Origin of the sequence: Erwinia sp. S38 (assembly GCF_016624545.1) — a bacterium.
Classification (GTDB): Bacteria; Pseudomonadota; Gammaproteobacteria; order Enterobacterales; family Enterobacteriaceae; genus Erwinia; species Erwinia coffeiphila.
Map to the genome: position 1 here is coordinate 1 of NZ_JACVTS010000025.1, position 26,614 is coordinate 26,614.

The window sequence follows — 26,614 nt, forward strand, 5'->3', positions numbered from 1 at the left end:
GTCCCCAGCCCCTGGATCGCCGCCCCCAGCACCAGCCCGTTCAGGCTGTGCGCCAGCAAAGCCGTCAGCGAACCGAGGATAAATATCCCCATACCGAGCAAAACGACCGGCCGGCGGCCAATACTGTCCGAAAGCGGGCCATAAAACAGCTGAGAGGCACCATAGGTCATCAGATAGGCCGCCATTACCCGCTGAACGGCACCATCGCCAACGTTAAATGCCGCCGCAATGGTGGACATCGCCGGAACATAAATAGTCTGCGCCATTTGTCCGACCGCCAGCAGCGCAATCAGCATCACTAACAGATGTCCATTTTCAATCTTTTTCATCGCGCCACATCAGTATAAATAACGGTAAAATTTTTCGTATCCAGAGGATCAGGCAAATGGATACGCTCAGCGCCGGAGAAAATATCAGGAATGGATGACAAAGCGAGGACTGAACCCAAAATAAGCCACCTGCGGCTGTCACTAAAAACGGGCGCGACTGTAAAACAATTTTTACGCTAAGGTAAATTCGTGCGCATACTTTGTTTATACGAGCTTTACCGCCGCCGGAAACTGGAAAAACCACTCACAGCTGACGAAGATAGCCGCAGAGAAGCCAATCCTGCCGCAACTGAGTTAAGGAGTTTGTTATGGCCGCCTGGGTCAACGCCCGAGTAGAAAAAGTGACGAACTGGACGGAAAGCCTGTTCAGTATCATTGTGACCGCCCCCATCGACCCCTTTACCGCTGGCCAGTACGCCAAGCTGTCGCTGGAAGTTAACGGTGAACGCGTGGTTCGCGCCTATTCCTTTGTGAATGCACCGAGTAATAAAAATCTTGAGTTCTATCTGGTGCTGGTTCCTGAGGGTAAGCTCAGCCCGCTACTGTATGCGCTGAAGCCGGGTGATGAAGTAATGATTACCCAGGACGCTCAGGGCTTTTTTGTTATCGAAGAAATTCCGCAATGCGATACGCTGTGGATGCTGGCAACCGGGACCGCCATTGGCCCTTATCTGTCGATTTTAGAAGAAGGGAAAGGACTGGATCGCTTTAAGAATATCGTACTGCTTCATGCCGCGCGCTACGCCCGGGATTTGAGCTATCTGCCGCAGATGCAGCAACTACAGCAGCGCTATAACGGCCAGCTGCAGATTCAAACGGTAGTGAGTCGTGAAGAAGCCGAAGGCTCGCTGACCGGCAGGGTGCCGGCACTGATTGCCAGCGGCCAGCTGGAGGCCGCAACTGGCCTGAAAATCGATGCTGAGTCGAGCCACGTCATGCTGTGCGGTAACCCGGAGATGGTAAAAGACACCCAGCAGCTGCTGAAAGATACTCGCGGAATGCGCAAGCACTTCAAGCGTAAACCGGGCCACATGACCAGCGAACACTACTGGTAATCAGGCTGTTCCACGGCGCAGGAACACCACATACTGCGCCGTCTTACCGTAACGGTTATCGCCATCCGTACCACGGAAGAAGCCAAGTTCAACCATCATGCTGACCAGAATCAACGTGGGGATAAAACGCCCCAGCAGCCACTGCGCATCCCCTGGCAGCATCGACCAGCTACCGGCCATCAGCATCCACGCGAGGATCAGCAGCAGCGCCCACTGGCCGCCCTTGTTGCGGTCGTGTAATCGTTTCACCAGTACTGCGCTGACCGGCCACAGCAGCGCCACCACGCAAAATGCCGCCAGTTGCATATCCATCAAACCGTTACCGGCAAGACTAAACAACAGCGTCAATAGCAGTATCCAGACCACCTGCCAGATCCAGAAATCCCGCCGCCTGAGACGGCCACGAAATGAGAAACACCATTGTTGTAGAGTCATTATTTTTCCCAGTGTCAGGGTGCCCTTTGACTTTTCCAGTCATTGTCCGTTTTAATCTTGAGCAGAGTTTACTGGTTAGGGCCATGAAAATGAATCAAGCGATCTGGGCAGCGATTATCCTGCTGACCACACTGAACATCGCTACAGCAAAAGCCGATCCCGATCCTCAGGACCGGGCAGAACATATGCCTGCGGCACCCTATCTGCAAATGGGGGCCCCAACCTTTGATATGACCATTGGCCAGTTTCGTGAAAAATATAATGCTGCCAACGCAACGTTACCGTTAGGTGAATATCGCGCAATTGACACACCCGATGATAAAAGCAATCTGACCCGTGCCGCTAGTAAGATCAACGAAAATCTTTACGCTTCCACGGCGCTTGAGCACGGCAGCGGGAAGATCAAAACGCTGCAGATCACCTGGCTCCCCATCCCCGGGCCAGAACAGAAAGCCGCGCGGGAAAAGGCACTGGCCTATATGACGGCCTTTGTGCGGTTCTTTGAACCGATGCTCAGCGATGAACAAAGCCAGAAACGGGTGAACGATCTGCTGGCGAAAGGCAAGAATTCGCGATATTACCAGCAGTCGGAGGGGGCGTTGCGCTACATTGTGGCGGATAACGGCGAAAAGGGGCTTACTTTCGCGATCGAACCGCTAAAACTGGCTCTCGCTACCCCCTGAATCGATTCATGCAAACGATGACGAAAAGCAAAGCCTTTCGCATATTTGATCTCTATACTGTCGGCAGACAACGCTGCCTGCCGGCAGCTTTAATACTCTCTAAGCGTGGAGGATACAATGCGACATCCATTAGTGATGGGTAACTGGAAACTGAACGGTAGCAAGCACATGGTCAATGAGCTGATCGCCGGTCTGCGTAACGAACTGAGCGGTGTTGACGGTTGTGGCGTGGCAATTGCCCCACCGGCGATCTATCTGGATCAGGCAAAACATGCCATTTCTGGTAGCCATATCGTACTGGGTGCGCAGAACGTTGACGTGAATCTGTCAGGCGCGTTTACCGGCGAAACCTCTGCCGACATGCTGAAAGATATCGGTGCGCACTACATCATTATCGGTCACTCTGAGCGTCGTACCTATCACGCAGAGAGCGACGAATTCATTGCTAAAAAGTTCGCTATCGTGAAAGCGGCAGGTCTGGTGCCGGTTCTGTGCATCGGTGAAACCGACGCTGAAAACGAAGCGGGCAAAACTGAAGAAGTTTGCGCTCGTCAGATCGATGCCGTGCTGAAAACTCAGGGCGCTGAAGCCTTCAACGGCGCGGTTATCGCCTATGAGCCAGTATGGGCCATCGGTACCGGCAAATCAGCAACCCCTGAGCAGGCACAGGCGGTACACAAGTTCATCCGTGACCACATCGCGAAGCAGGATGCGACCGTGGCTGCACAGGTTATTATCCAGTACGGCGGTTCCGTTAACGATAAAAACGCAGCAGAGCTGTTCGGCCAGCCGGACATCGACGGCGCGCTGGTTGGCGGTGCATCGCTGAAAGCTGACGCGTTCGCGGTTATCGTGAAAGCCGCTGCCGCAGCGAAAAAAGCCTGATCCTCATCCCTGCCCTTCGGGGCAGGGATAGTTTTAGCCAAACTCCTCCACCAGCGCCTTCAGCCTGGCCGCACTCGCGGCAAAACCGCCTTCCGGCAAATTAGTCACCCCCAACACCAGCCCGCAGTAAGCCGTTTTATCCTGATACCACACCGACAGCGGTGACGGGGCCATACCGTACGCCAGCGCCGCCTTTGCAATCTGTACATCGCGCGTGCCCTGCGGCAGGGGAATAATCACCGCCAGTGCCGCACGCGACAGCTGTGTAAAATGCGGCTCAAGCGCCTGTAGCAGCTCGCTGAGTCGGGCGGCATACAGCCGTTTCATCCGCCGCAGATGGCGCATGTAGTGCCCATCGTGCAGAAATTCCGCCACCGCGTTATGCAGAACGGATGACGATGCCGGCGCCAGCAGCGCCACCGTTTCCGCAAAATGCCCGGCCAGCGCGTCCGGCACCACCAGATATCCCATACGCAGCGCCGGGCTGAGCGTTTTACTGAACGTGCCAATATGCAGCACGCGCTCTGCATCCAGCGCCGCCAGGGCAGGAGCCGCCCGCCCCTGCAATTGCAGTTCGCCAAGATAATCATCTTCGATAACCCAGCTATCCTGCCGCCGCGCCCAGGCCAGCAGCTCGCCGCGGCGCGCAAGCGATAATGTCACGCCGAGCGGTGACTGCTGCCCCGGCGTTACCAATGCCACGCGTGCATCGTCCGCCAGCCGTATACCGTCCGCAACGGAAATACCCTGCTCATCTACCGGCACCGGTATCGCCTCGATTCCGGCCAGGTTCAGTGCACGGCGAGCCAGCAGATAACCCGGATCTTCACTCCAGGCACGCGAACCATGCAGCCCCAACGCCAGGCAGATAATGCCCAGCGCACCGGTATAGCCATTGGTGATAATGACCTGCGAGGCCTGGCAGCGGATACCGCGCGCCAGTGACAGATAACTCACCAGCTCCTGACGCAGCGCCAGGCTGCCGCGCGGATCGGCATACCCCGTTGCGCCTCCGGCAATCTCCCGAACGTGGCGGGCCAGAATCCGCGACCAGACTTTGGCCGGAAAAGCATCGCTGGCAGGAGCGCCCATCTGGAAAGTCATTGGCACCATGTCAAAGGCATGGACCACATCCGCCAGCGGAGCCAGCACCGGTGCTTTCGGCGGTATCGCACGGGCGGCGGGCAGCACGGCACTGACCCAGGTGCCCGCTGCGCCACGAGCCACCAGCAGCTGGCTGTCTACCAGCATATCGTAGGCCGCACGCACCGTACCGCGTGCAACACCCAGAGCAACCGCCAGATCACGGCAGGAAGGCACGCGCGACCCCGCCGGGAGGCGACCTTCCGCAATCGCCTGCGCCATCCCGGTACGAATCTGCTCCGTCAGCGAACGATCGGCGTAGCGCTGCAGGCCGATTTGTTCCGCCGTTTGCACGGCAGATGGACCACTGTTTTTGTCAATTCCTGGCACTTTTATTGCCCCATCAAACCGATGAAAATAGTCATCAGCAGCGAATGCTGTCGATCATTCACGCCAATCCCCCTGTATCTGGAGACACAAATATGAGCGAACGTATTGATTTTAACGCCACTTCCCCAACCGGAATGAAGGCGCTGGGCGGCGTCTATGGTTATGTCGCGCAGTGCGGCGTGCCGATGAGCATTATCGAACTGATTTTCCTGCGCGTCTCACAAATTAACGGCTGCGCATACTGCATCGACATGCACACTAAAGCGTTACACAAAGAGGGGATGCCGTGGGACAAAATTGTGCTCACCCAGGTGTGGCGTGAAGCAGGCAACTGGTTTTCCAGCAATGAGCAGGCGGCGCTGGCCTGGGCCGAATCCCTGACGCTGATTGCGCAGACCAACGCACCGGACGAGGTGTATGCCCTGGTCCAAAAAGAATTTAGCGAAAAAGCGATTACCGATATGACAATTGCTATCGGTTTAATGAATGCTTATAACCGTCTGGCCATAAGCCACCGCAAGCTACCGGACAGCGCTCCTCGTAATTAATCCATCCTTCTCAGCCATTTACCCCTCATCTCCTGCTGGTATTGCGGGCCGCTCAACGGCCCGTATAAATGTTACTAATTTCCGCTCATGAATCATTCTCATTTTTAATCTTTAAACACTTTTTTAATTAGCCCGTAACAATGGTATATTTCTGATACTTCCTAAAAGTGATTAAACTTGCAGCAAAAAATGCGGGTGGAATCTTTTAGCATTCCTGAATTAGCGCAATAACTTCACTGGTTCAGAGATATATCGGGTCTGTTTTACCTGCTTAACATGTTGAATTAATTCAGCATACGGAGATGTATCCTCATGCGTAAAATGGCAGTACTTCTGGCGGGTCTGGGTTTGACCAGTAAAGCCGCTGTAGAAGACGAGAAGCACGTTGATGTCTTACTGATCGGTGGTGGAGTGATGAGCGCCACCCTTGGTACCTACCTGCAAGAGCTGGAGCCGAACTGGCGCATCAGCATGGTAGAGCGTCTCGATGCAGTCGCCGAAGAGAGTTCCAACGGCTGGAATAATGCCGGTACGGGACACTCAGCGCTGATGGAACTGAATTACACTCCGGAAAATGCCGATGGATCGATCGACATTAAGAAAGCGGTAGAAATTAACGAAGCGTTCCAGATTTCCCGCCGTTTCTGGGCACACCAGGTTGAACGTGGCGTATTGCGCGATCCGCGCAGCTTCATTACCAGCGTGCCGCATATCAGCTTTGTCTGGGGCGACGATAACGTCAGCTTCCTGAAACGTCGCTACGCGGCGCTGCAAAACTGCAGCCTGTTCCGCGGTATGGAATATTCAGAAGATGCGGAACAGATCAAACAGTGGGTGCCGCTGGTGATGGAAGGCCGCGAGCAGGGGCAGAAAGTTGCCGCTACCCGTATTCCTATCGGCACCGACGTTAACTTCGGTGAAGTCACCCGCCAGCTGGTCACCTCACTGAAGAAGAACCCGAACTTCAGCCTGAAAAATCGCCACGAAGTGCGCAAGGTCCATCGCAACAGCGACGGCAGCTGGAACGTGACCGTGGCCGATCTGAACAACGACGGCAAGCAGGACACCATTCGCGCCAAATATGTCTTTATCGGTGCCGGTGGTGCGGCGCTGACGCTGTTACAGGAATCCGCAATTCCTGAAATGAAAAACTATGCAGGCTTCCCGGTGGGTGGCGAGTTCCTCGTTAGCGAAAACCCGGAAGTGGTGAAGCGCCATCTGGCGAAGGTGTACGGCAAAGCGTCCGTTGGTGCACCGCCGATGTCCGTTCCGCACCTGGATGCCCGCACGCTGGACGGCAAGCCGGTGCTGCTGTTCGGTCCATTTGCTACCTTCTCCACCAAGTTCCTCAAGCAGGGTTCCCTGTGGGATATGTTTGGCTCTATTACGCCATCGAACCTGATGCCGATGATGCGCGTGGGGATGGATAACTTCGATCTGGTGAAATATCTGGTCGGTCAGGTGCTGCTCAGCGCTGACGATCGTCATAAGGCACTGTGCGAATACTTCCCGGACGCGCGTAAAGAGGACTGGCGGCTGGTGAAAGCCGGTCAGCGCGTGCAGATCATTGAGAAAGATGCCAAAAAAGGCGGCGTACTGAAGCTGGGCACCGAAGTGGTCACCTCGCAGGATGGCACCATTTCCGCGCTGCTGGGCGCATCGCCGGGTGCCTCAACGGCGGCACCGATCATGCTGGATCTGATGAGCAAAGTGTTCAAAGAGCAGATGGCATCGTCAGACTGGCAGAGCAAACTGAAGGCAATTATCCCATTCTATGGCCAGAAGCTGAACGGCAACGTGGCCGCGACGGAGAAGGAGCTGGCGGACACCAGCCGCATCCTGCAGCTGGACTACGCGCCAATGACCTCTGCCAATGATGAAAACAGCGAGCAGGCGGCGGAAGTCGTCGGTAAGTAATCGCAGGATGGGGAAACCCATGCGCCGGCGGGCGATTTGAAAAAGAAAAAAGGCGGATATCCGCCTTTTTTCTTGCGCTAAATTCGAGGAACTAAGCCAGCTGGATAGCTTCCACCAGCATCCACAGCGTCGTTGCCAGCAGCGACAGCGCCATGATGGTGTTAAACAGCTGTAGCTTCCACGGCACCTGCAGATGCTTACCCAGCCGATCGCCCATCATCGCCCAGACCAGGATGCACGGCAGGTTCAGCACCATAAAACCGACCATCACTGCCAGAATGCTGCTGTTGACGGTATACATCAGCGCCACGTTGGTTGCCATCAGCCAGGCTTTTGGATTCACCGCCTGAAACAGCGCGCCGCCAATCATCGTCATCGGACGCGCTTTTTCACGCATCTCCGGCGCACCGGAACGGAAGATTTTCCACGACAGCCAAAGCAGATAGCCGCAGCCCAGTAGCGTCAGCGGCAGGCGGATTGCTCCCATCCACGTCAGCAGGACTTCCAGCAGCGCACCGGCCAGTGCGGTCTGTATGCCACAGCCCAGCATAATCCCGGTGACCATCGGCAGAGTACGGCGCATACCAAAATTGACCCCGGAGGTCGCCAGCATCAGGTTGTTAGGGCCTGGGGTAATCGACATAACGGTGACATAGCTGACAAAAGAGAGATCGAGCATAAGAGAGTTCCTACATTCCGGGTGAATACAACCAGTGTATTCACTCTGTCATGATGGTAACAGATGCAGAAAAACAGTATTGTTATGGGTACAAAGTGATTTAAGTTATCACTGTACCCATCCGTTGAGGAGCGATCTGTGTCCATTACCGAACCGCAGGCGACGCTGTACCATAATCTGGCCGAAACGCTGGCCGCCGCTATCCAGCAGGGGACGTTTATGCCCGGTAGCCGACTGCCCGCCATCCGCCGCTGCGCGGCCAGCCATCAGGTCAGCGTTAATACCGTGCTGACCGCCTACGGCATTCTGGAAGATCGCGGCCTGATTGAAGCACGGCCGCAGTCCGGTTACTACGTGCGCGATGCGCTCCCTTCGCTGACCTACCAGTCTCCGCCGCGCAGCAGCGTACGCTCGCCGGGGAGTAAAAAACTCGACCTGATCGATGCCGTTTTTGCCGCGCAGAACCATGCAGACTACACCAATATCTCACTGGCCTGCCCGCAGAACAGCGACTTTTTCCCCACGGCAAAAATCAGCCGCATCATGGCCTCACTGCTGCGTCGTGAACCCGACCTGATTGGCCGCTACGCCCTGCCGCCGGGCAGCCTGCGCCTGCGTCGGGAAATCGCCCGCCGCTCAATGGATTTGGGTATTCGCATCAGCACGGACGACGTAACGCTCACCCACGGCTGTATGGAAGCACTCCAGCTGGCGCTGCGCGCGGTTACCCAGCCCGGCGACTGCGTTGGGCTGGAAACGCCGACCTACTTTTACCTCTTTCCGCTGCTCGCCAGCTTAGGGCTTAAGGTGCTTGAGATCCCCACCGATCCGCAGCACGGGCTGTCGCTGGATGCGCTGGAACTGATGCTGCGGGAGCGGCGTATTCAGGCGATTATCGCCATGCCGAACGCGCAGAATCCACTGGGCAGCAGCATGACGCTGGAGGGGAAAAAGCGACTGGCGCGACTGGTGAATCAGTACGAAGTGCCGCTGCTGGAAGATGGACTGTATGCCGAACTGCAGTTCTGCTGGCCGCTGACGCCCGCAGTTAAAGCCTTTGATGAAAATGGCTGGGTGCTGTACTGCAGCAGCTTTACCAAAACGGTGGCACCCGACTTCCATCTCGGCTGGATTGCCGCCGGCCGTTTCAGCCAGGAGCTGGCCCGGCTGAAATCCGTTTCCTCGCTGGCAGAATCGCGCCTGCTGTCGGAAACGCTGGGGATTTTTCTGGAATCCGGCGGCTACGATCACCATCTGCGCTCGCTGCGCCGCCGCTATGCCGCTCAGCTGGAGGAGGCGCGCGGTATCATCGCCCGCCATTTCCCGCACGGAACGCGCGCCACCCGCCCCAGCGGAGGGTTTGTCTTTTGGGTTGAGCTGCCTGGCAATATCGACAGCGTTGAGCTGTTCCACAGGCTGCTGCAGGAGAAAATCTGCCTGACGCCCGGCGCGCTTTACACGCTGAGCGAGCGCTGTAATAACGCTCTGCGGCTCTCCTGCTGCTACCCGTTTAATGAGCGCTACATCTGGGCGTTGCAGCGCACCGGTGCCGTGGCCTGCGAAATGAGCGGGATTGCGGCTGGCGTGGCGTAAAAACTATGGCGTACCGTTTCGACCCCAGGCCGCATAGCCCTTACGCGCGGTCAGGCGCTCGTAGTAGGCCCGAACGGCAGGAAACTCCGCGTGTTCAAGCGGGGTTTCATACCAGCGATTAACCGACAGGCCAACCGGGATGTCTGCCAGCGAGAAGTTGTCCCCGGATACGTAAGCTCCGGTTTTCTCCAGCTGCTGGTTGAGTATCCCCATGGTGTATTCCCAACCCTTGCAGGCCGCCGCCAGTAAGGTTGGGTCCTGATGTGCAGGGGAATGGCGAACCAGCGACATAAACGCATAGCGCCAGGCGGTGTTAAGTTCGGTGGCCTGCCAGTCAATCCACTGATCTACACGCGCACGCTGTCGGGGATTTTGCGGGTAGAGCCATTCGCCCCCATAGGCATTCGCCAGGTAGCGGATAATGGTGTTGGATTCCCACAGGATAAAATCATCGTCCAGAATAACCGGAATGAGCGCGTTCGGATTCAGCGCTTTAAACGCCTCTTCCTTCGGCGACTGAAAACCCTCGCCCCACTCTTCACGTTCAAAGGGGATACCTAATTCATCACAGATCCACAGCACTTTTCTGACATTGATAGAAGACGCTCTTCCCAGTATTTTCAGCATAATATGTTCCATTTTTTATCTGATATTATCTAGTAATAGCCATAATCAACGAGGCTGACAACCCCTGTGATAAATCATCGCACTACGTGGTCAGTCCCCATGGAAATCTTCCGGTTACAGGTATTGTTATGACGCAGCTACGCCCTTTTAAACAGGTTGATGTTTTTACTTCCACGCCGTTTAACGGTAATCCACTGGCGGTCATTATGGATGCCGACGGCCTGAGCGATGAGCAGATGCAGACCATCGCGCGCTGGACCAATCTTTCCGAAACCACCTTTGTTTTACCGGCAACCGAACCGGCGGCAGATTATCGCGTGCGTATTTTCACCCCGGACATGGAGCTGCCGTTTGCCGGGCATCCTACGCTGGGCACGGCGCACGCATTGCTGGAGTCCGGTATTTCGCTGAATCAGCCGCAGCAGATCGTGCAGCAGTGCGGCGTCGGTCTGGTGAACATCCGCATCGCCGATGACGGTGCGCTGGCGTTCGCTTCACCGGAGGCAGTGCTGACGCCGTTTAGCGATGCGCCCATTTCCAGCGCGTTGAACAGTGATAAGCTGGAAGAGCAGCTGCCGGTGATGGTGGCCGATATGGGTATTCGCTGGCTGCTGGTGCCGATGAAGTCGGCGGAAGCGGTGCTGGAGATCAAACCGGACGCCGTCGAGTTTGCCCGGCTGATTAAGAAATCCAACGTGAACGGGGTAATGCCGTTTGGGCCACTCAAAGGCGTCGCTGATGGCTATGAGGTGCGTGGCCTGCTAATTGAACAAGGTTCCCTGACGGAAGATCCGGTGACCGGCAGCGCGAACGCCTGCCTGGCACGCTATTTCCAGGCACGCGGCGTGGAACTGGACTATCTGGTTCATCAGGGAACCGCCATCCAGCGTGCGGGAAGAGTGACCGTGACCTACGCCAGCGACGGCGTGTGGATTGGTGGCCAGACGGTCACGGTGCTGGATGGTGCCATTCGTTTATAAGCCACGTAGCGACGATTCGACTCACTATCGCGGAGGGAGATCCCGGCTTGCTTGCTTGCTTGCTTGCTTGCTTGCTTGCTTGCTTGCTTGCTTGCTTGCCACAGATGCTGCGCTCCCCACCGCGATAGTGAATCATAATTTGCTGAATTACAGGAACATTCCGCCTGACGCTTCGATGCGCTGGCCGTTAATCCAGCGGCACTCGTCGCTCAGCAGGGCGGCAACGGCGTTGCCGATATCATCCGGCAGGCCGACGCGGCCCAGCGCGGTTTGTGCAGCAATCGCCGCATTCATTGCCGCATCATCACGCACCCGGCCACCGCCGAAATCCGTCTCGATTGCACCGGGCGCGAGAATGTTGACCGCAATACCGCGCGCGCCCAGCTCTTTAGCCTGATAGCGCGTCAGTACCTCCATCGCGCCTTTGACCGCCGCGTAAGCGCCGGAGCCCGGCAGCGTAAAGCGTGCCAGTCCACTGGACACATTCAGAATGCGCCCGCCGTTGGTAATCAGCGGCAGCAGCTTCTGAGTGAGGAAGAAAGGTCCCTTAAAATGAACATTCACCAGCTGGTCAAACTGCGCTTCGGTCGTGTCGGCAAACGGCGTATAGAGGCCGGTCCCTGCATTGTTGAATAAGTAATCAAAGCTGTCGCGCTGCCATACTTTTTGCAGCGTTTCCCGCACGCGTCCGGCAAAGGCATCAAAGCTGCTGCTATCGCCCACATCCAGCTGTAGCGCCACTGCGCGCGCACCCAGGGACTGGATTTTCGTGACGACTTCCTGCGCTTCCTGCTCTTTACTGTGCCAGGTCAGAATGATATCAATCCCCTTTTCCGCCAGTTTTAACGCTGCATTCTGGCCTAAACCGCGGCTGCCGCCGGTGATCAGTGCAATTTTCTCGCTCATTTGTTTCTCCAGGGAGTGGGCTGTGGACAAAAAACAGGATATTACTGCTCTGATGAACTATAAATAGCGTTAACTACGCTTCACTGTTCCATTAACAACAACAATAAGAGAAAAAATGGATAAAATACACACAATGAAAGTGTTTGTACGCGTGGCGGAAATGCAGAGTTTTACCCGCGCGGCAGAGAGCCTGGGACTGCCTAAAGGCAGCCTGTCGCGCCAGATCCAGGCGCTGGAAAACAGCCTTGGCTCGCGCCTGCTGCACCGAACGACGCGGCGGGTGCAGCTGACCCAGGATGGTCAGATTTACTTCGAACGCTGCCGTGATGTGCTGGCCACGCTGGAAGAGATGGATTCGATGTTCCAGCACGATCCGGCCACGCTCAGCGGTCGGCTGCGGGTAGACATGCCGGTCAGCCTCGCCAGCGGCTATCTCATCCCGCTACTCCCCGAGTTTCTTCAGCACTACCCCGGGATTGAACTGGAGCTGAGCAGCAGCGATCGCCGGGTAGATGTGGTACGAGAGGGCTTCGACTGTGTCGTTCGCGTGGGGGTTTTAGAAGATTCCGGGCTGGTCGCACGGCCGCTGGGCCATCTTCCACTGATTAACTGCGCCAGTCCTGACTATCTTGCGCGCTTCGGTACACCGGAATCCCTGAAGGATTTGTCCCAGCATGCGATGGTTCACTACAGTCAGCAGCTCGGCGTGCAGTCGGGCGGCTTTGAATATTTTGATGGTAAAACGACCACGCAGATCAAAACCGGCGGTGCCGTTACCGTGAACAGCACGGAAACCTACCGCTCGGCCTGCCTGGCCGGTCTGGGCATTATTCAGGTACCGCGCGTTGGCGTGCAGAGTGCATTGAAAGAAAAAAAACTGGTGGAGATTTTGCCACACTTCCCGGCATGCCCGATGCAGCTGTCGCTGCTCTGGCCGCATCGTCGTAATCAGGCACGGCGGGTTCAAGTGTTCATTGAATGGCTGAGCCAGGCACTGAAGCGCTACGTTGCCTGACTGACAGGCTATAATTTGCAATTAAACATTAATCAAAAGGATAGAGAAGGATTCATGGCGGATACTCAACGGCGCGATCCCCAGGCAGCAGATACGGCGGAAAAACCGCTGATCAACATCAAAACCGGGAATCATACGGTCGATAAATCCATTACCCGGGTATCCCGGCTGGTCAGCTGGTTCCGTGCCATTCCGGCGGTAGCGCATTTTATTCGTGCGGGTGAGCGATTTAACGATCGGCTTGGTAGCCAGTTTGGCGCAGCGATTACCTATTTTTCATTTCTTTCGCTGATCCCGATCCTGATGGTGTCTTTTGCCGCCGTCGGGTTTCTGCTCGCATCAAATCAGGACCTGTTGACCGAGCTGATCGATAAGATCGTTAGCAGCATCAGCGATCCCTCTTTGGCAACGACGTTGAAGAATACGGTCAATACGGCGATCCAGCAGCGAACGACGGTCGGGATAACCGGTCTGCTGGTGGCGCTGTATTCAGGCATCAGCTGGATGGGTAATCTGCGTGAAGCGATACGCGCTCAGTCCCGCGACGTCTGGGAACGGACGCCGCAGGATCAGGAAAAAGTTTGGTTCAAATATTCTCGCGACTTTATCTCGCTGACCGGGCTGGTGCTGGCGCTGATTATTACCCTGTCGCTGACCTCAATTGCCGGTGCGGCGCAGGCGACGATCGTAAGGGCTCTGGGGCTGGAAGATATCGAATGGCTGCGCCCGGCGATGACGACGATTGCTCTGTCGATCTCCATATTTGCCAACTATCTGCTGTTCCTGTGGATTTTCTGGATACTCCCGCGCCACAAGCCGCGTAAAAAGGCACTGCTGCGCGGTACGCTGCTGGCAGCGATTGGTTTTGAGGTGATTAAATTTATTATGACCCTGACGCTGCCGAAGCTGGCTTCTTCACCGTCCGGTGCCGCTTTCGGCTCCGTGCTGGGGCTAATGGCGTTCTTCTACTTCTTTGCCCGTCTGACGCTGTTCTGCGCGGCGTGGATTGCCACCGCACAGTATAAAGATGACCCGGAACCTATCGGGAAATAACGTTAACAGGCCGGAGAAATCCGGCCTGACTACTTCAGCAGCGCACAGCTGTGGTCCTGCAACTCTTCGGCAGATCCCCGGTTCAAAAGCAGCCAGTTGCGCTCCACCACCATCAGCGCCCGTCGCCCGTCCTTCAACGCAGCAATGGCCACACCGTAACGCCCCATATTTTCACGTGCGCCGGGCAGTTCGTTGGCTATACGGATAAACGGGCTGGTGCGTTTAAACTCATCGCGGGTAATTGCCCGCATAACGTAGTCATGTTTACCCAGCTTATGGGTCTGCCATTGTACATTCAGCGTACCGTCGAGTGCATCGAGCTGCTGGCGAATATCGGCCCGCAGGCAGGAAATATGCACGTGCAGCTGGTTCTGCGTCCGTCCCCACTCAGAATTCACCGCCAGCGAATAGACCCGATCGTTAATCGCCGCCCCCCGCCGTTCTTCCATAAAGTGCCGGGCGCGCCAGGCCTCGGATAAAAAATTCGGCGTGGCCGGGCTGAGTAATTTTCGGCTTTCAACGCCGGTTATTTTTGCGATCGGCAGTAGCAGAAACTGTAGCGCACCATTGCGGTCTTTTAGTACCACATAACCATCGGCTTCACTGACCAGGCTGCACGGGGCCGGATCGTGTTTCTGCTGCTCGCCCACGACGCACTGCTGGCTGACAATCTTCCATAAGGCATCGGCATTATTATTAAAATACAGAGCCATAGCGCCAGCCGATGCCGCTATTACCCCAACCAGCAAAATCGCTAAGCGCTTTCTTCCATGCATCAATCATTACCTCAGCCAATAATCGTTCACAATGTAATCGAAGCGGGCGGTAAGATCATGTGAAATCATCGGCGAGCGCGCTTCCACGGCGAGGAACGTTGCGATGAATACGCTTAGTCCAACAGAGAAAAACAAAAAGGGCCGACAGTGTCGGCCCTGATTACATGACTCCCAATCGGTATTTAGCGCTTCATCACCTGATCGTAAGTTCCACCTTCAGCGAAGTGGGTTTTCTGTGCCGCCGTCCAGCCACCGAACTTACCGTCGATAGTGAACAGTTTCACCGGCTGGAAGGTGCTGGCAAATTTCTTGGCAACGGCCTCATCACGCGGACGGTAGAAGTTCTGCGCCGCGATAGTCTGGCCTTCCGGCGAGTAGAGATACTTCAGGTACTCGTCGGCAACTTTACGGGTATCGCGCTCGTCGACCACTTTATCCACCACGGAAACGGTCGGCTCGGCCAGGATTGACTCGCTCGGGGTGATAATTTCAAACTGATCTTTACCCAGTTTGTTCACCGCCAGATACGCTTCGTTTTCCCAGGCAATCAGCACGTCACCAATGCCGCGTTCAACGAAGGTGTTGGTGGCGCCACGTGCACCGGAGTCCTGTACTTCAACATTCTTAAACAGCGACTTCACGTATTCCTGCGCTTTAGCCTGATCGCCGTTGTTCTGATCCAGTGCCCATCCCCAGGCTGCCAGATAGTTCCAGCGTGCGCCGCCGGAGGTTTTCGGGTTCGGAGTAATCACAGAGACGCCCGGCTTAATCAAATCCGGCCAGTCATGAATTTGTTTTGGGTTACCTTTACGCACCAGGAAGACAATGGTGGAAGTGTACGGTGCGGAGTTATCCGGCAGGCGTTTGATCCAGTTTTTATCGATGCGCCCACGTTCTGCAATGGCGTCAACGTCCGAGGCCAACGCCAGGGTCACAACATCCGCTTTAATCCCGTTGATCACCGACGTCGCCTGTTTGCCTGAGCCGCCATGCGACTGGCGAATCACCACGTTATCGCCGGTTTCCTGCTTATAGTGAGCGCTGAACGCTTTATTGTATTGCTCATACAGTTCACGTGTTGGATCGTAAGAGACATTCAGCAGCTGAATATCCTTCGCCAGCACGCTGGTTGAGGCCAGTAACAGGGTAATTCCCACACTCCACTTCTTCATTGCACGCACTCCCAAAGGTTTAATCTGAGGAGGAGCGTGACATAAAGCAGACTGCGAATTAAAGAATTAAAAAGAAGCTGTAATAACTATATGGAATAACACTTTGCATAAAAAAGGCGCTGGAGCGCAGCGCCTTGTTTTTTATCAGTAAAGCTTTTTGGCGGTTTCCAGCCAGTCGCCTTTGAACGGGCGTTTCATATTTTCGATCGCATCAATGATGTCGTGGTGAACCATTTTCTCGTTCTGAATACCCACGCAGCGGCCGCCGTAGCCCTGCAACAGCAGTTCAATGGAATAAGCACCCATACGAGAAGCAAGAATACGGTCATAGGCAACCGGTGCCCCACCGCGCTGGATATGGCCCAGTACGGTTGCACGGGTTTCACGCTTCGTTTCAGCTTCGATATATTTCGCCAGCTCATCCACATCGCAGATATGCTCGGTAATCGCCACAATTGCGTGCTTTTTACCCTTGGCAATACCGGCTTTAATCTCCGCCAGCAGCTCTTCACGAGTGTATGGCGTTTCTGGCAGAACGATAAACTCACAGCCACCGGCAATCGCCGCCGCCAGGGTCAGATCGCCACAGTAGCGGCCCATCACTTCAACGATAGAAATACGCTGATGCGAAGAGGAGGTATCACGCAGGCGGTCAATCGCTTCAACAACCGTTTCCAGCGCGGTGAAGTAACCGATGGTGTAGTCCGTACCAGCAACGTCGTTATCGATCGTGCCCGGCAGGCCGATGCACGGGAAGCCCATTTCGGTCAGGCGCTTGGCACCCATGTAAGAACCGTCACCGCCGATCACTACCAGCGCGTCAATGCCGCGCTTTCTCATATTATCAAGGGCTACCGCACGCACTTCATCTTTACGGAAATCAGGGAAGCGTGCAGATCCAAGGAACGTACCACCGCGGTTAATCATGTCGGATACGCTGTAGCGATCCAGATTAACCATGCGATCTTCATACAGGCCCAGATAGCCGTCATAAATACCAAAAACTTCCAGTCCTTCACTCAGCGCCGCGCGTACGACACCGCGGATTGCAGCGTTCATACCTGGGGCGTCGCCGCCGCTTGTCAGTACACCGATTTTCTTGATCATGACAACCTCTGAACTTGTTGATGCAAATGTTGAATTCTGAACGCCGGGGCGGCAGGACGCGCGCACAAGAGCTAACCGACTAAGTTAAGCTGATAGTATATCAAATCTCGTTAGCTGAATTGATTCAGGTCAGGCAAGATTTGCCTATTTTTTTTGCGGTAACTCACGTTTTATGTGATGCAGAGCTAACTGATTAATTTAACGACAATTTACCACTAAAAATTATTTTTTGGCTCCACTGGCACCACGGAGCACGGGTCCTGATGGATAATCACATCAGACCCCGGAAAACGCATCAGCAACGCCTGCTCCAGCTCATCCGCTATCTTATGTGCCTTAACCAGTGGTAAGTGGTCATCCATTTCCAGATGGAGCTGAATAAATCGAGTCGGCCCGGACTGGCGGGTGCGAATATCATGCGCCCCCTGGATGCCGGATTTCGCCGCAATAATCTCCAGAATGATCTGCCGCTCCTCATCGGGCAGTGCGCGATCGAGCAGCGCCTGAACAGCTTCATACCCCATCCGTAACGCGCTATACAGAATCCAGACGCCAATGCCTAAGGCAAACAGCGCATCCGCGCGATGAAAACCGTACCAGCTCAGGCCAAGTGCCAGCAGTATCGCCCCGTTCATAATCACGTCAGACTGATAGTGCAGCATGTCGGCACGAATCGCCAGGCTGTGGGTGCGGCGCACGACCCAGCGCTGGAAAGTGACCAGTATTAGCGTAGAAAACAGCGCGATAACGGTGACGATCATTCCCACCAGCGGCGCATGCATTGGGGCGGGCGTGGCCAGATGCTGAAGACCCGTCAGGAACAGAAACAGGGCCGATCCAGAAATAAACATGCTCTGAGCCAGGGCGGCGAGCGATTCGGCTTTGCCGTGGCCGAAAGTATGTTCCGCGTCAGCGGGCTGCAGCGAGTAGCGAACAACCAGCAGATTGGTCAGGGAAGCGGCGATATCCACCAGCGAGTCAACCAGCGCGGCCAGTACGCTGACCGATCCGGTATGCCACCAGGCGAAAATTTTGATGATCAACAGCAGCGAAGCAAGAACCGTAGCGGCCAGTGCTGCCGAGTTGACCAGCCGAGCATAGCGTTGATTCATGACGCACTCCGGCAGGAAAAGTACCGTCAGTATACTGGATTTAAGCGCAAAAAATCCCCGGTTATTGCGAGCCGGTGCATGCGGAGAAACATTGAAATCTGATGGGCAAAAAAAACCCCCTCATCATGAGGGGGAAGACAGGGATGGTGTCTATGGCAAGGAAAAACAGGGATAGTATGTACTGGTACTTTACGGGTTACTGCTGGTGTTACGTACTGCCTGCAGAGGCGAGGCCTGCTGCGAGTTCGTTAGCTGGCGCAACTCATCGATGCGCTGCTGATGTTTCTGCTCTAAGACAGCCTGCTGCTGCGGTGTTAACAGGTGATACATCTGGTTGCGCACCCGGGCCATCTCGACCTGGCGTTCAACCTCCGCCTGCGCTATTTTTTCCACCTGAGCTTCGTAAGCTGCCTGATCGAATTTATCTGCAATAATCAGTTCGTGCAGTTGCTCTAAATCGTTAATACTTATAGGAGAACGATCGTGCCGTGCCTGTTGCATCAGATCCCGTAGTTGCTGACGCTGCTGCTCCGTTAAATTGATGCCATCAAACATGTGATTTTGCGGGCCCAGCCTGAATGTGCTGCTTGCTCCATCAGTGTGATGCATCTCGTCATTCGTCGTAACGTCAGCAGCCCATGCGGTGGAGAGGCTAAGCACCAGCGCCTGAACCGCAACGACGGCGGTAACTCTGCGCATCGTTTACTCCCAAGTTTGTTTCCGTATTTCGATTCAACGAGATTCAGTCTACGGGGCCTGCTGCAAACAAGCGTCAGGGGGTGTAAAACTACGTAAAGTCATAGATTGAGCGCGTTCGTTCACGGTATTTTGCCTGCGGAGGGCAATAAAAGATGAATAAAATCCTGTTGGTTGACGATGACCGCGAATTGACTTCGCTGCTGAAAGAATTGCTGGAAATGGAAGGCTTCAATGTGCTGGTTGCCGGTGACGGTGAACAGGCGCTGGCGCTACTGGATAGCAGTGTCGATCTGCTATTACTTGATGTGATGATGCCGAAGAAAAACGGCATTGATACCCTGAAAGAACTGCGTCAACAGCATCAGACGCCGGTGATTATGCTGACCGCTCGCGGCAGCGAGCTGGATCGCGTACTCGGTCTGGAACTGGGCGCGGACGATTACCTGCCAAAACCGTTCAACGACCGGGAACTGGTTGCGCGTATCCGTGCCATTCTGCGCCGCTCCAACTGGAGTGAGCAGCAGCAACAGCACGACAACAGCTCGCCAACGCTGGAGGTGGATTTACTACGCCTGAACCCGGGCCGCCAGGAAGCCAGCTTCGACGGCGTGACGCTGGATCTGACCGGAACAGAATTCACTTTGCTCTATCTGCTGGCGCAGCATTTGGGCCAGGTTGTGTCACGTGAACATCTGAGCCAGGAAGTCCTTGGTAAGCGGCTTACTCCGTTCGATCGCGCTATCGATATGCATATCTCAAACCTGCGGCGCAAGCTGCCGGAGCGTAAAGACGAACATCCGTGGTTCAAAACGCTGCGCGGACGTGGCTATCTGATGGTGTCCGCAACATGATATCCAGCCTGACCACCCGCATCTTTGCCATATTCTGGCTGACGCTGGCACTGGTGCTGATGCTGGTGTTAATGCTGCCGAAGCTCGATTCCCGCCAAATGACGCCACTGCTGGACAGTGAAGAACGGCAGGGAGTCATGATTGAGCAGCACGTTGAGGCGGAGCTGGCACAGGACCCGCCCAACGACCTGATGTGGTGGCGCAGGCTGTTTCGCGCAATTGATAAATGGGCTCCCCCCGGCCAGCGTTTGCTGCTGGTGACCAGCGAAGGCCGGGTGATTGGCGCGCAGCACAGTGAAATGCAGGTGATTCGTAATTTTATCGGCCAGTCTGATAACTCAGATCAACCGCAGAAGAAAAAATATGGCCGCCTGGAAATGGCCGGCCCGTTCTCCGTGCGCGATGGGGAAGACAGCTATCAGCTGTATTTGATCCGTCCCGCCAGTAACTCACAGCTCGATTTTATCAATTTGCTGTTTGACCGGCCGCTGCTGCTGCTGATCGTCACCATGCTGATCAGCTCACCGCTGTTGCTCTGGCTGGCATGGAGCCTGGCAAAACCGGCACGCAAATTGAAACATGCCGCGGATGATGTAGCCGCCGGTAACCTGCGCCAGCGACCGGAACTGGAAGCCGGTCCGCAGGAATTCCTTGCGGCGGGTGCCAGCTTCAACCAGATGGTCAGCGCGCTGGAACGGATGATGACTTCGCAGCAGCGGCTTTTGTCCGATATCTCGCATGAACTGCGCACCCCGCTGACTCGCCTGCAGCTGGCCACCGCACTGATGCGACGCCGCCACGGTGAGGCCAAAGAGCTGGAGCGTATCGAGATGGAAGCGCAGCGCCTGGATGGCATGATCAACGACCTGCTGGTGCTCTCGCGTACTCAGCACAAAAATGCGCTGGTCAGCGAGGCGATCAAGGCCAATCACCTGTGGTCGGATGTACTGGAAGATGCGAAGTTCGAAGCGGAGCAGATGGGTAAATCGCTGGAGGTGCCTTATCCACCGGGTCCATGGCCGCTGTACGGTAACCCCAGCACGCTCGACAGCGCGTTGGAGAACATCGTGCGTAACGCCCTGCGCTACTCGCACAGCAAAATTTCGGTCAGCTTCTCGGTGGATAAAAAAGGCGTCACCGTCCATGTGGATGATGACGGCCCGGGCGTCAGCCCGGAGGATCGGGAACAGATTTTCCGACCGTTCTACCGCACCGATGAGGCACGTGACCGCGAATCCGGCGGTACCGGGCTGGGGCTGGCAATTGTGGAAAATGCCATTCAGCAGCATCACGGCTGGGTGAAAGCCGATGACAGTCCATTGGGCGGGCTGCGGCTGACCATCTGGCTACCGCTGTATACCACTCAGCACGAATAATTTGCTATCCTGCGGCCCTCGTATCAGAGGGCCGTTTCATGCTACATATCGTTTTATTCGAACCTGAAATTCCGCCGAATACCGGCAATATCATCCGCCTGTGCGCCAATACCGGCTTTCAGCTGCATCTTATCGAACCGCTGGGTTTTGCCTGGGATGATAAACGACTGCGCCGCGCCGGGCTGGACTACCACGAATTCACCGCCATTAAGCATCATGCAAACTATGAGGCGTTTGTCGCCGCAGAAGCGCCTGAGCGCCTGTTTGCGCTGACCACCAAGGGAACCCCTGCTCACAGCGCGGTAAGCTATCAGGATGGCGATTATCTGCTGTTTGGCCCGGAAACGCGCGGCCTACCGGCCAGCATTCTTGATGCCCTGCCCGCACAGCAAAAAATCCGTATTCCAATGATGGCGGACAGCCGCAGCATGAACCTGTCAAATGCGGTATCGGTGGTGGTATATGAAGCGTGGCGACAGTTGGGCTATGCGGGTGCGCTGCTAAGAAGCTGAAATCTGAGCCAGGCTCAGATCCCATCGCCGAATTCAAAGCCCGGCACCATACCGTTAAAGTGCTGGTCCATATCCATTGACGGCATGTCGCTGTTGGGCTTGCCGACAATGCGCGCAGGAACGCCAGCGGCGGTGGTATGCGGCGGAACCGGCTGCAATACAACGGAACCCGCGCCGATCTTCGCCCCCTGACCCACTTCGATATTGCCGAGGATCTTAGCGCCCGCGCCGATCATCACTCCCTGACGGATTTTCGGGTGGCGATCGCCGCTGGTTTTACCGGTACCGCCAAGGGTAACGGATTGCAGAATAGAGACATCGTCTTCGATAACCGCCGTTTCACCCACAACGATCCCTGTGGCGTGGTCCAGCATAATACCGCGGCCGATTTTCGCCGCCGGGTGAATATCGACGGCAAACGACACGGACACTTCGTTTTGCAGGTACACCGCCAGCGCACGACGGCCCTGATGCCACAGCCAGTGGCCAATGCGATGCGCCTGAAGTGCGTGGAACCCTTTCAGATAGAGTAGCGGCGTCGAGTATTTATCGACCGCCGGGTCACGCTGGCGCACCGCCTGAATATCGCAGGCGGCGGAAACGATCATCGACGGGTCCTGCGAATACGCATCCTGAATAACTTCACGAATAGCAATCGCCGGCATAATCGGATTTGCCAGCTTATTGGCCAGCATATAACTCAGCGCACTTCCGAGGTCATCGTGCTTGAGCAGGGTAGCGTGGTAAAAACTGGCCAGCATAGGTTCACAATCGGCCAGCGCTCGCGCTTCCGTTTTGATGTTATCCCAGATCAGTTCAGGTTCTGCACACGACATAACTCACTCCCCACTAAAAATGGCGTCACCAGGACGCCAACAGACAACGACACGGTTACACCATCTCAGCTACCGCTGTTCTCATCTTTTCTGGTACGCCCAAGCAGACTCAACGCTGCCTCACGTGCATTTTTACCACAGTACAGTACCTGATAAATCTGCTCGGTGATTGGCATTTCAACGCCAAATCGCGCGGCCAGTGCTTTCACTTCTTTGGTATTGCGGAAGCCTTCCACTACCTGGCCGATGGTTTGCTGCGCGCCTTCAACATCAGCCCCCTGGCCTAACATCATGCCGAAACGACGATTGCGCGACTGATTGTCGGTACAGGTCAGCACCAGGTCACCGAGGCCGGCCATACCCATAAACGTCGTAGGGTCGGCACCCAACGCTGCACCCAGGCGGCTCATTTCAGCCAGGCCACGGGTAATCAGCGCCGTACGGGCATTCGCACCAAAGCCAATGCCATCCGACATTCCTGCTCCGATAGCGATAACGTTTTTCACCGCACCACCGAGCTGAACGCCGATAAAATCAGGATTATTGTATACCCGGAAACTTTTACCACAGTGCAGTAATTGCTGGATCTCATCTGCGAAAGTGCTATCGGTGGCCGCAAGCGCTATCGCCGTTGGCATACCGGCAGCCAGCTCTTTGGCAAATGTCGGACCGGAAATCACCGCCAGCGGGATCGCGTCGCCCAGAATTTCTCGCGCCACGTCCTGTAGCAGACGACCGGTCTCTTTCTCCAGGCCCTTCGTCGCCCATACCAGACGGGAGTCCGCACGCAGATGTGGTTTAATCTGCTGCAAAACGTCACCAAATACATGGCTGGGGACTACCACCAGCAGATCACGGCTGGCAGCAATCGCTTTAGCCAGGTCAGTTTCTATCTGCAAAGTATCGGGGAAAGGCACATCGGGGAGGAAAGCGGTATTGCAGCGATCGGACTGAAGCTGCGCCTGGTGCTGTGGATTATGCCCCCACAGCACCACGTCGTGGCCATTACGGGCAAGCGTAATCGCCAGGGCGGTGCCGTACGAGCCGGCACCGATGACGCTCATGGAAGCATGAGAGCTACGCATTAAGCATCCTGCTGCTGCGCTGCACCTTCTGACTGCTGCAGATAGTTCATAAACAGCGCGTCGAAGTTAACCGGTGCAAGATTCAGCTGCGGGAAAGTACCGCGAGAAACCAGGCTGGTGATGCATTCACGAGCATACGGGAACAGGATGTTCGGGCAGTATGCACCCAGGCAGTGTGCCATCTGCGTGCCTTCAATGCCGCTGACGGAGAAAATACCCGCCTGCTGAACTTCGCACAGGAACGCCGCTTCGTCGTTTACCGTTGCGGTTACGGTTACGCGCAGTACAACTTCATATACGTCGTCAGCCAGCTGAGTAGAGGCGGTATCAAGATCCAGCTTAACTTCCGGTTCCCACTCTTTCTGGAAAACCTGCGGTGCATTTGGCGCTTCAAAAGAGATGTCTTTGGTATAGATACGCTGGATCTGGAAAGCCATCTCGGTGTTGTTTTGTTCTGACATGATACGTAATCCTATGGGTTAATAATCCGTTATTGTGCCGCAGTGTTCGTCATCCTGTGAGCGCTCAGTGCGTACTCAGCTCGTTACTATTTTAACAGCGGGTCAAGACCGCCGCGGCCGTCGAGCGCAAAGAGATCGTCACAGCCGCCAATGTGCTGTGCATCAATAAAAATTTGAGGAACGGTAGTCCGGCCGCTGCGTTTGATCATCACTTCACGCGTATCGGCATCCCCATCAATCGGGATTTCCTGATAGCTCACGCCTTTCTGATCCAACAGCGCTTTGGCACGATGGCAGAAAGGGCAGGTTGCTTTGGTATAGATCTCAATGTTAGCCATGCCGACACTCCTGAAGTTTACTTACCGCGGACCAGCGGCAGGTTCTCGCCGCTCCAGCCAGAAATACCGTCTTTCAGCACATACACCTGTGCAAATCCGGCAGCGTTCAGCTGCGACGCGGATTCACCTGCTGAAGTACCGGTCGCACAAACGACAATCAGCGGCTGCGCTTTGTGTTTTTCCAGTTCGCTGAAGCTGCCTTTTTTGATATCAGCAGCCAGTACGTTAACTGAATTTGAAATATGGCCTTTACGGAAGTCATCGCGCCCACGCACATCTACAACCACGGCATCTTCTTTGTTGATTAAACGGGTGGCTTCACCACGGCTAATCGTTTTTACTTTGGAGAACAGACCCTTAACCGTAGTCACGATCACCAAAACCAGCAAAACAACCCACGCCAGACTTAAAATTGTGTGATTGCCTGCAAACTGCATAATATCTTGCATGAGGGGTAACAACTCCCGGAAGGGTTAATAAGCTAAAAATAAGGCTTCTGAGTATACCTGCCAAGGCTGCCATGTACAGTCGATAAGCTGCTCAGAGTTATGTTTTCTGCGGCAGATTACAAAAAAAAGTTGCCTTAAGTGAAAAATACTATCCTGAGATAACGGTGTATCGTTCTTAAGCGGTTATTTGTTGTGCAGCGAGCCATTACGGCTGTCGCTCATCGTGATTCTGAAAGGATTCACGACCGAGCAAAAATCCCGTGCTGGAGAGCGATTACTGTTACTGTCAGTAACTGAAAACCCGGTAGAGATGGCTGGTAAGCCGCTGTTCATCGTGGAATAATCCGAAGCTATGAGGGAAAAAGCAACAGTGATACATTCATGGACCCCACGTAACAAGCAGGCATCCACGCCGTCATTACGTGCAAGCTTGTCCATCCTGACCGTCAGTGTTCTTTGCACCGGCGCGTTGCTATGGTCTTTTTCTGCTTCCGCCGCCGACGACAATAAGTCACAGCTACAGAGTATCCAGCAGGATATCGCTAAAAAAGAGAAAAGCGTTCAGCTGCAAAAACAGCAGCGCAGCAAACTTCTCGATCAGCTGCAGGCTCAGGAAAAAGTTATCGCTCAGGCCAGCCGCCAGCTGCGCGAAACGCAGTCGGGTCTGGGTTCACTGAGTAAAGATATCAGTTCTCTCACCGCCTCCATCAATAAGCTTCAGAAACAGCAGCAGCAGCAGGAATCTATGCTGGCGCAGCAGCTTGATGCCGCTTTCCGCCAGGGCCAGCACAGTGGTTTACAGCTGATCCTCAGCGGCGAAGAGAGCCAGCGCAGCGAGCGCATGCTGGCCTATTTCGGCTATCTGAACGATGCCCGGCAAAAATCCATCGATAAACTGAAGCAAACCCGCAGCGACCTCTCGGCGCAAAAAACCAGCCTGGTAGACAAGCAGGCACAGCAAAAATCCCTGCTGGAGCAACAGCAAACGCAGCAGCAAAAGCTTGAGGGTGCCCGCCAGGCGCGTAAGCAAACCCTGACCACGCTCGAATCATCGCTGGAGAAAGACCAGGCGCAGCTGGTGGAACTGCGGCAGAACGAAAGCCGCCTGCGCGACAAAATCGCCAGGGCCGAGCGGGAAGCCAAAGCCCGTGCCGAACGCGAAGCCCGTGAGGCGCAGAAAGTGCGCGAACGCGAGGCGCAGGCGAAGCGGAAAGGCACCACCTATAAACCTACCGAGAGCGAGCGAGCGCTGGTTTCCCGTACCGGCGGCCTTGGCCGGGCAGCAGGACAGGCTCTGTGGCCGGTACGCGGCAGCATCGAGCACCGTTTTGGCGAACAGTTGCAGGGTGAGCTTCGCTGGAAGGGTCTGGTGATCGCCGCACCGGAAGGGACCGAAGTTAAAGCGATTGCCGATGGTCGAGTGCTGATGGCCGACTGGCTGCAGGGTTACGGGCTGGTGGTGGTCGTGGAGCACGGTAAAGGCGATATGAGCCTGTACGGCTATAATCAGAGTGCGCTGGTGAGCGTGGGAACACAGGTCCGGGCAGGGCAGCCCATTGCGCTGGTTGGCAACAGCGGTGGCCGCGGCACGCCTTCACTCTATTTCGAAATCCGCCGCCAGGGACAGGCCGTCAATCCATTGCCGTGGTTAGGAAGATAAGT

Annotated in this window: 29 protein-coding genes; 13 read left to right on the top strand and 16 right to left on the bottom strand. The window is 55.4% G+C overall.

Features of this window, described 5'->3' with window-relative positions; genetic code table 11:
* On the bottom strand, positions 1–329 hold a 329-nt coding region (locus IBT46_RS22345; protein WP_200547460.1), incomplete at its 3' end, for an MFS transporter.
* A 308-nt stretch (positions 330–637) separates the two neighbouring features.
* On the opposite strand from IBT46_RS22345, the gene fpr reads away from it, so the two are divergent.
* Positions 638–1,384, top strand: coding sequence for a ferredoxin--NADP(+) reductase (fpr, locus tag IBT46_RS22350; protein ID WP_200547461.1), 747 nt, complete (start codon positions 638–640; stop codon positions 1,382–1,384).
* Here fpr and IBT46_RS22355 read toward each other — a convergent pair whose 3' ends face one another.
* On the bottom strand, positions 1,385–1,819 hold the full coding sequence (locus tag IBT46_RS22355) for a DUF805 domain-containing protein (protein WP_105594481.1): 435 nt from the start codon (positions 1,817–1,819) through the stop codon (positions 1,385–1,387). It abuts the gene before it with no gap.
* 89 nt (positions 1,820–1,908) lie between these two features.
* On the opposite strand from IBT46_RS22355, the gene IBT46_RS22360 reads away from it, so the two are divergent.
* Positions 1,909–2,502 (top strand): YiiQ family protein, encoded by a 594-nt coding sequence (locus IBT46_RS22360; protein WP_200547518.1) that lies wholly within the window; start codon positions 1,909–1,911, stop codon positions 2,500–2,502.
* Between the two features lie 117 nt (positions 2,503–2,619).
* The gene (tpiA, locus tag IBT46_RS22365) at positions 2,620–3,387 is read left to right on the top strand and encodes a triose-phosphate isomerase (protein WP_200547462.1); all 768 of its coding nucleotides are present in this window, start codon (positions 2,620–2,622) and stop codon (positions 3,385–3,387) included.
* Positions 3,388–3,420: 33 nt separating this feature from the next.
* Here the strand turns inward: tpiA and IBT46_RS22370 are convergent, their stop codons facing one another.
* Entirely contained in the window at positions 3,421–4,860 is a 1,440-nt protein-coding gene (locus IBT46_RS22370) for a PLP-dependent aminotransferase family protein (protein ID WP_200547463.1), read from the bottom strand.
* A gap of 92 nt (positions 4,861–4,952) precedes the next feature.
* Here IBT46_RS22370 and IBT46_RS22375 point away from each other — a divergent pair, with 92 nt between their 5' ends.
* Positions 4,953–5,408, top strand: coding sequence for a carboxymuconolactone decarboxylase family protein (locus IBT46_RS22375; RefSeq protein WP_200547464.1), 456 nt, complete (start codon positions 4,953–4,955; stop codon positions 5,406–5,408).
* Between the two features lie 312 nt (positions 5,409–5,720).
* Positions 5,721–7,325, top strand: a complete 1,605-nt coding sequence (mqo, locus tag IBT46_RS22380) for a malate dehydrogenase (quinone) (protein WP_200547465.1) — start codon at positions 5,721–5,723, stop codon at positions 7,323–7,325.
* A gap of 91 nt (positions 7,326–7,416) precedes the next feature.
* On the opposite strand, the gene IBT46_RS22385 is transcribed toward mqo, so the two are convergent.
* Positions 7,417–8,004, bottom strand: a complete 588-nt coding sequence (locus IBT46_RS22385; RefSeq protein ID WP_105594476.1) for a LysE family translocator — start codon at positions 8,002–8,004, stop codon at positions 7,417–7,419.
* 138 nt (positions 8,005–8,142) lie between these two features.
* Here IBT46_RS22385 and IBT46_RS22390 point away from each other — a divergent pair, with 138 nt between their 5' ends.
* Positions 8,143–9,597, top strand: coding sequence for a PLP-dependent aminotransferase family protein (locus tag IBT46_RS22390; RefSeq protein WP_200547466.1), 1,455 nt, complete (start codon positions 8,143–8,145; stop codon positions 9,595–9,597).
* Between the two features lie 3 nt (positions 9,598–9,600).
* On the opposite strand, the gene IBT46_RS22395 is transcribed toward IBT46_RS22390, so the two are convergent.
* The gene (locus IBT46_RS22395; RefSeq protein ID WP_200547467.1) at positions 9,601–10,224 is read right to left on the bottom strand and encodes a glutathione S-transferase family protein; all 624 of its coding nucleotides are present in this window, start codon (positions 10,222–10,224) and stop codon (positions 9,601–9,603) included.
* 128 nt (positions 10,225–10,352) lie between these two features.
* Here IBT46_RS22395 and IBT46_RS22400 point away from each other — a divergent pair, with 128 nt between their 5' ends.
* Complete coding sequence (locus tag IBT46_RS22400) at positions 10,353–11,204, top strand: PhzF family phenazine biosynthesis protein (RefSeq protein WP_200547468.1); 852 nt, start codon at positions 10,353–10,355, stop codon at positions 11,202–11,204.
* Positions 11,205–11,351: 147 nt separating this feature from the next.
* On the opposite strand, the gene IBT46_RS22405 is transcribed toward IBT46_RS22400, so the two are convergent.
* Positions 11,352–12,110 (bottom strand): SDR family NAD(P)-dependent oxidoreductase, encoded by a 759-nt coding sequence (locus tag IBT46_RS22405; protein WP_200547469.1) that lies wholly within the window; start codon positions 12,108–12,110, stop codon positions 11,352–11,354.
* A gap of 115 nt (positions 12,111–12,225) precedes the next feature.
* On the opposite strand from IBT46_RS22405, the gene IBT46_RS22410 reads away from it, so the two are divergent.
* Together IBT46_RS22410 and yhjD are read left to right on the top strand one after the other, a co-directional pair.
* Positions 12,226–13,125, top strand: coding sequence for a LysR family transcriptional regulator (locus tag IBT46_RS22410; protein ID WP_200547470.1), 900 nt, complete (start codon positions 12,226–12,228; stop codon positions 13,123–13,125).
* 54 nt (positions 13,126–13,179) lie between these two features.
* A complete protein-coding gene (gene yhjD, locus IBT46_RS22415; protein WP_200547471.1) occupies positions 13,180–14,178 on the top strand; it encodes an inner membrane protein YhjD in 999 nt (332 codons plus the stop codon).
* A gap of 29 nt (positions 14,179–14,207) precedes the next feature.
* Here the strand turns inward: yhjD and IBT46_RS22420 are convergent, their stop codons facing one another.
* The 5 genes from IBT46_RS22420 to cpxP all read right to left on the bottom strand — a co-directional run bounded on the left by IBT46_RS22420 (position 14,208) and on the right by cpxP (position 19,044).
* Entirely contained in the window at positions 14,208–14,954 is a 747-nt protein-coding gene (locus IBT46_RS22420) for a CDP-diacylglycerol diphosphatase (protein WP_200547472.1), read from the bottom strand.
* A 182-nt stretch (positions 14,955–15,136) separates the two neighbouring features.
* A complete protein-coding gene (locus IBT46_RS22425) occupies positions 15,137–16,126 on the bottom strand; it encodes a sulfate ABC transporter substrate-binding protein (RefSeq protein ID WP_105594468.1) in 990 nt (329 codons plus the stop codon).
* A 144-nt stretch (positions 16,127–16,270) separates the two neighbouring features.
* The gene (pfkA, locus tag IBT46_RS22430; RefSeq protein ID WP_105594467.1) at positions 16,271–17,233 is read right to left on the bottom strand and encodes a 6-phosphofructokinase; all 963 of its coding nucleotides are present in this window, start codon (positions 17,231–17,233) and stop codon (positions 16,271–16,273) included.
* A 215-nt stretch (positions 17,234–17,448) separates the two neighbouring features.
* On the bottom strand, positions 17,449–18,345 hold the full coding sequence (gene fieF / locus IBT46_RS22435; RefSeq protein WP_200547473.1) for a CDF family cation-efflux transporter FieF: 897 nt from the start codon (positions 18,343–18,345) through the stop codon (positions 17,449–17,451).
* 189 nt (positions 18,346–18,534) lie between these two features.
* Positions 18,535–19,044, bottom strand: a complete 510-nt coding sequence (gene cpxP / locus IBT46_RS22440) for a cell-envelope stress modulator CpxP (protein ID WP_105594465.1) — start codon at positions 19,042–19,044, stop codon at positions 18,535–18,537.
* Between the two features lie 152 nt (positions 19,045–19,196).
* On the opposite strand from cpxP, the gene cpxR reads away from it, so the two are divergent.
* The 3 genes from cpxR to trmL are packed head-to-tail and all read left to right on the top strand — an operon-like array spanning position 19,197 to position 21,783.
* The gene (gene cpxR, locus IBT46_RS22445) at positions 19,197–19,895 is read left to right on the top strand and encodes an envelope stress response regulator transcription factor CpxR (RefSeq protein WP_105594464.1); all 699 of its coding nucleotides are present in this window, start codon (positions 19,197–19,199) and stop codon (positions 19,893–19,895) included.
* The gene (gene cpxA, locus IBT46_RS22450) at positions 19,892–21,271 is read left to right on the top strand and encodes an envelope stress sensor histidine kinase CpxA (protein ID WP_200547474.1); all 1,380 of its coding nucleotides are present in this window, start codon (positions 19,892–19,894) and stop codon (positions 21,269–21,271) included. Before cpxR ends, cpxA begins: the two co-directional genes overlap by 4 nt.
* 38 nt (positions 21,272–21,309) lie before the next feature.
* Positions 21,310–21,783 carry a tRNA (uridine(34)/cytosine(34)/5-carboxymethylaminomethyluridine(34)-2'-O)-methyltransferase TrmL gene (gene trmL, locus IBT46_RS22455; RefSeq protein WP_200547475.1) on the top strand — a complete coding sequence of 158 codons (474 nt, stop codon included), beginning with the start codon at positions 21,310–21,312 and terminating at the stop codon, positions 21,781–21,783.
* A gap of 14 nt (positions 21,784–21,797) precedes the next feature.
* Here the strand turns inward: trmL and cysE are convergent, their stop codons facing one another.
* The 5 genes from cysE to IBT46_RS22480 all read right to left on the bottom strand — a co-directional run bounded on the left by cysE (position 21,798) and on the right by IBT46_RS22480 (position 24,952).
* Entirely contained in the window at positions 21,798–22,619 is an 822-nt protein-coding gene (cysE, locus tag IBT46_RS22460; RefSeq protein WP_105594461.1) for a serine O-acetyltransferase, read from the bottom strand.
* Between the two features lie 65 nt (positions 22,620–22,684).
* Entirely contained in the window at positions 22,685–23,704 is a 1,020-nt protein-coding gene (gene gpsA / locus IBT46_RS22465; protein ID WP_105594460.1) for an NAD(P)H-dependent glycerol-3-phosphate dehydrogenase, read from the bottom strand.
* Positions 23,704–24,165 carry a protein-export chaperone SecB gene (secB, locus tag IBT46_RS22470; RefSeq protein ID WP_105594459.1) on the bottom strand — a complete coding sequence of 154 codons (462 nt, stop codon included), beginning with the start codon at positions 24,163–24,165 and terminating at the stop codon, positions 23,704–23,706. Before secB ends, gpsA begins: the two co-directional genes overlap by 1 nt.
* 86 nt (positions 24,166–24,251) lie before the next feature.
* Positions 24,252–24,503, bottom strand: coding sequence for a glutaredoxin 3 (gene grxC, locus IBT46_RS22475; protein ID WP_105594458.1), 252 nt, complete (start codon positions 24,501–24,503; stop codon positions 24,252–24,254).
* A 17-nt stretch (positions 24,504–24,520) separates the two neighbouring features.
* On the bottom strand, positions 24,521–24,952 hold the full coding sequence (locus IBT46_RS22480; protein ID WP_105594457.1) for a rhodanese-like domain-containing protein: 432 nt from the start codon (positions 24,950–24,952) through the stop codon (positions 24,521–24,523).
* A gap of 352 nt (positions 24,953–25,304) precedes the next feature.
* On the opposite strand from IBT46_RS22480, the gene envC reads away from it, so the two are divergent.
* Positions 25,305–26,612, top strand: coding sequence for a murein hydrolase activator EnvC (gene envC / locus IBT46_RS22485; protein WP_200547476.1), 1,308 nt, complete (start codon positions 25,305–25,307; stop codon positions 26,610–26,612).
* Positions 26,613–26,614: the final 2 nt, after the last annotated feature.

Bases quoted from the DNA above. Each gene is read 5' to 3' on its own strand.
- cpxP (WP_105594465.1), bottom strand. From the start codon at position 19,044: ATGCGCAGAGTTACCGCCGTCGTTGCGGTTCAGGCGCTGGTGCTTAGC.
- gpsA (WP_105594460.1), bottom strand. From the start codon at position 23,704: ATGCGTAGCTCTCATGCTTCCATGAGCGTCATCGGTGCCGGCTCGTAC.
- pfkA (WP_105594467.1), bottom strand. From the start codon at position 17,233: ATGATCAAGAAAATCGGTGTACTGACAAGCGGCGGCGACGCCCCAGGT.
- IBT46_RS22400 (WP_200547468.1), top strand. From the start codon at position 10,353: ATGACGCAGCTACGCCCTTTTAAACAGGTTGATGTTTTTACTTCCACG.
- cysE (WP_105594461.1), bottom strand. From the start codon at position 22,619: ATGTCGTGTGCAGAACCTGAACTGATCTGGGATAACATCAAAACGGAA.
- envC (WP_200547476.1), top strand. From the start codon at position 25,305: ATGAGGGAAAAAGCAACAGTGATACATTCATGGACCCCACGTAACAAG.
- cpxR (WP_105594464.1), top strand. From the start codon at position 19,197: ATGAATAAAATCCTGTTGGTTGACGATGACCGCGAATTGACTTCGCTG.
- fieF (WP_200547473.1), bottom strand. From the start codon at position 18,345: ATGAATCAACGCTATGCTCGGCTGGTCAACTCGGCAGCACTGGCCGCT.
- yhjD (WP_200547471.1), top strand. From the start codon at position 13,180: ATGGCGGATACTCAACGGCGCGATCCCCAGGCAGCAGATACGGCGGAA.
- trmL (WP_200547475.1), top strand. From the start codon at position 21,310: ATGCTACATATCGTTTTATTCGAACCTGAAATTCCGCCGAATACCGGC.
- IBT46_RS22360 (WP_200547518.1), top strand. From the start codon at position 1,909: ATGAATCAAGCGATCTGGGCAGCGATTATCCTGCTGACCACACTGAAC.
- cpxA (WP_200547474.1), top strand. From the start codon at position 19,892: ATGATATCCAGCCTGACCACCCGCATCTTTGCCATATTCTGGCTGACG.
- mqo (WP_200547465.1), top strand. From the start codon at position 5,721: ATGCGTAAAATGGCAGTACTTCTGGCGGGTCTGGGTTTGACCAGTAAA.
- fpr (WP_200547461.1), top strand. From the start codon at position 638: ATGGCCGCCTGGGTCAACGCCCGAGTAGAAAAAGTGACGAACTGGACG.
- grxC (WP_105594458.1), bottom strand. From the start codon at position 24,503: ATGGCTAACATTGAGATCTATACCAAAGCAACCTGCCCTTTCTGCCAT.
- secB (WP_105594459.1), bottom strand. From the start codon at position 24,165: ATGTCAGAACAAAACAACACCGAGATGGCTTTCCAGATCCAGCGTATC.
- IBT46_RS22410 (WP_200547470.1), top strand. From the start codon at position 12,226: ATGGATAAAATACACACAATGAAAGTGTTTGTACGCGTGGCGGAAATG.
- IBT46_RS22420 (WP_200547472.1), bottom strand. From the start codon at position 14,954: ATGCATGGAAGAAAGCGCTTAGCGATTTTGCTGGTTGGGGTAATAGCG.
- IBT46_RS22385 (WP_105594476.1), bottom strand. From the start codon at position 8,004: ATGCTCGATCTCTCTTTTGTCAGCTATGTCACCGTTATGTCGATTACC.
- IBT46_RS22395 (WP_200547467.1), bottom strand. From the start codon at position 10,224: ATGCTGAAAATACTGGGAAGAGCGTCTTCTATCAATGTCAGAAAAGTG.
- tpiA (WP_200547462.1), top strand. From the start codon at position 2,620: ATGCGACATCCATTAGTGATGGGTAACTGGAAACTGAACGGTAGCAAG.
- IBT46_RS22375 (WP_200547464.1), top strand. From the start codon at position 4,953: ATGAGCGAACGTATTGATTTTAACGCCACTTCCCCAACCGGAATGAAG.
- IBT46_RS22405 (WP_200547469.1), bottom strand. From the start codon at position 12,110: ATGAGCGAGAAAATTGCACTGATCACCGGCGGCAGCCGCGGTTTAGGC.
- IBT46_RS22425 (WP_105594468.1), bottom strand. From the start codon at position 16,126: ATGAAGAAGTGGAGTGTGGGAATTACCCTGTTACTGGCCTCAACCAGC.
- IBT46_RS22355 (WP_105594481.1), bottom strand. From the start codon at position 1,819: ATGACTCTACAACAATGGTGTTTCTCATTTCGTGGCCGTCTCAGGCGG.
- IBT46_RS22480 (WP_105594457.1), bottom strand. From the start codon at position 24,952: ATGCAAGATATTATGCAGTTTGCAGGCAATCACACAATTTTAAGTCTG.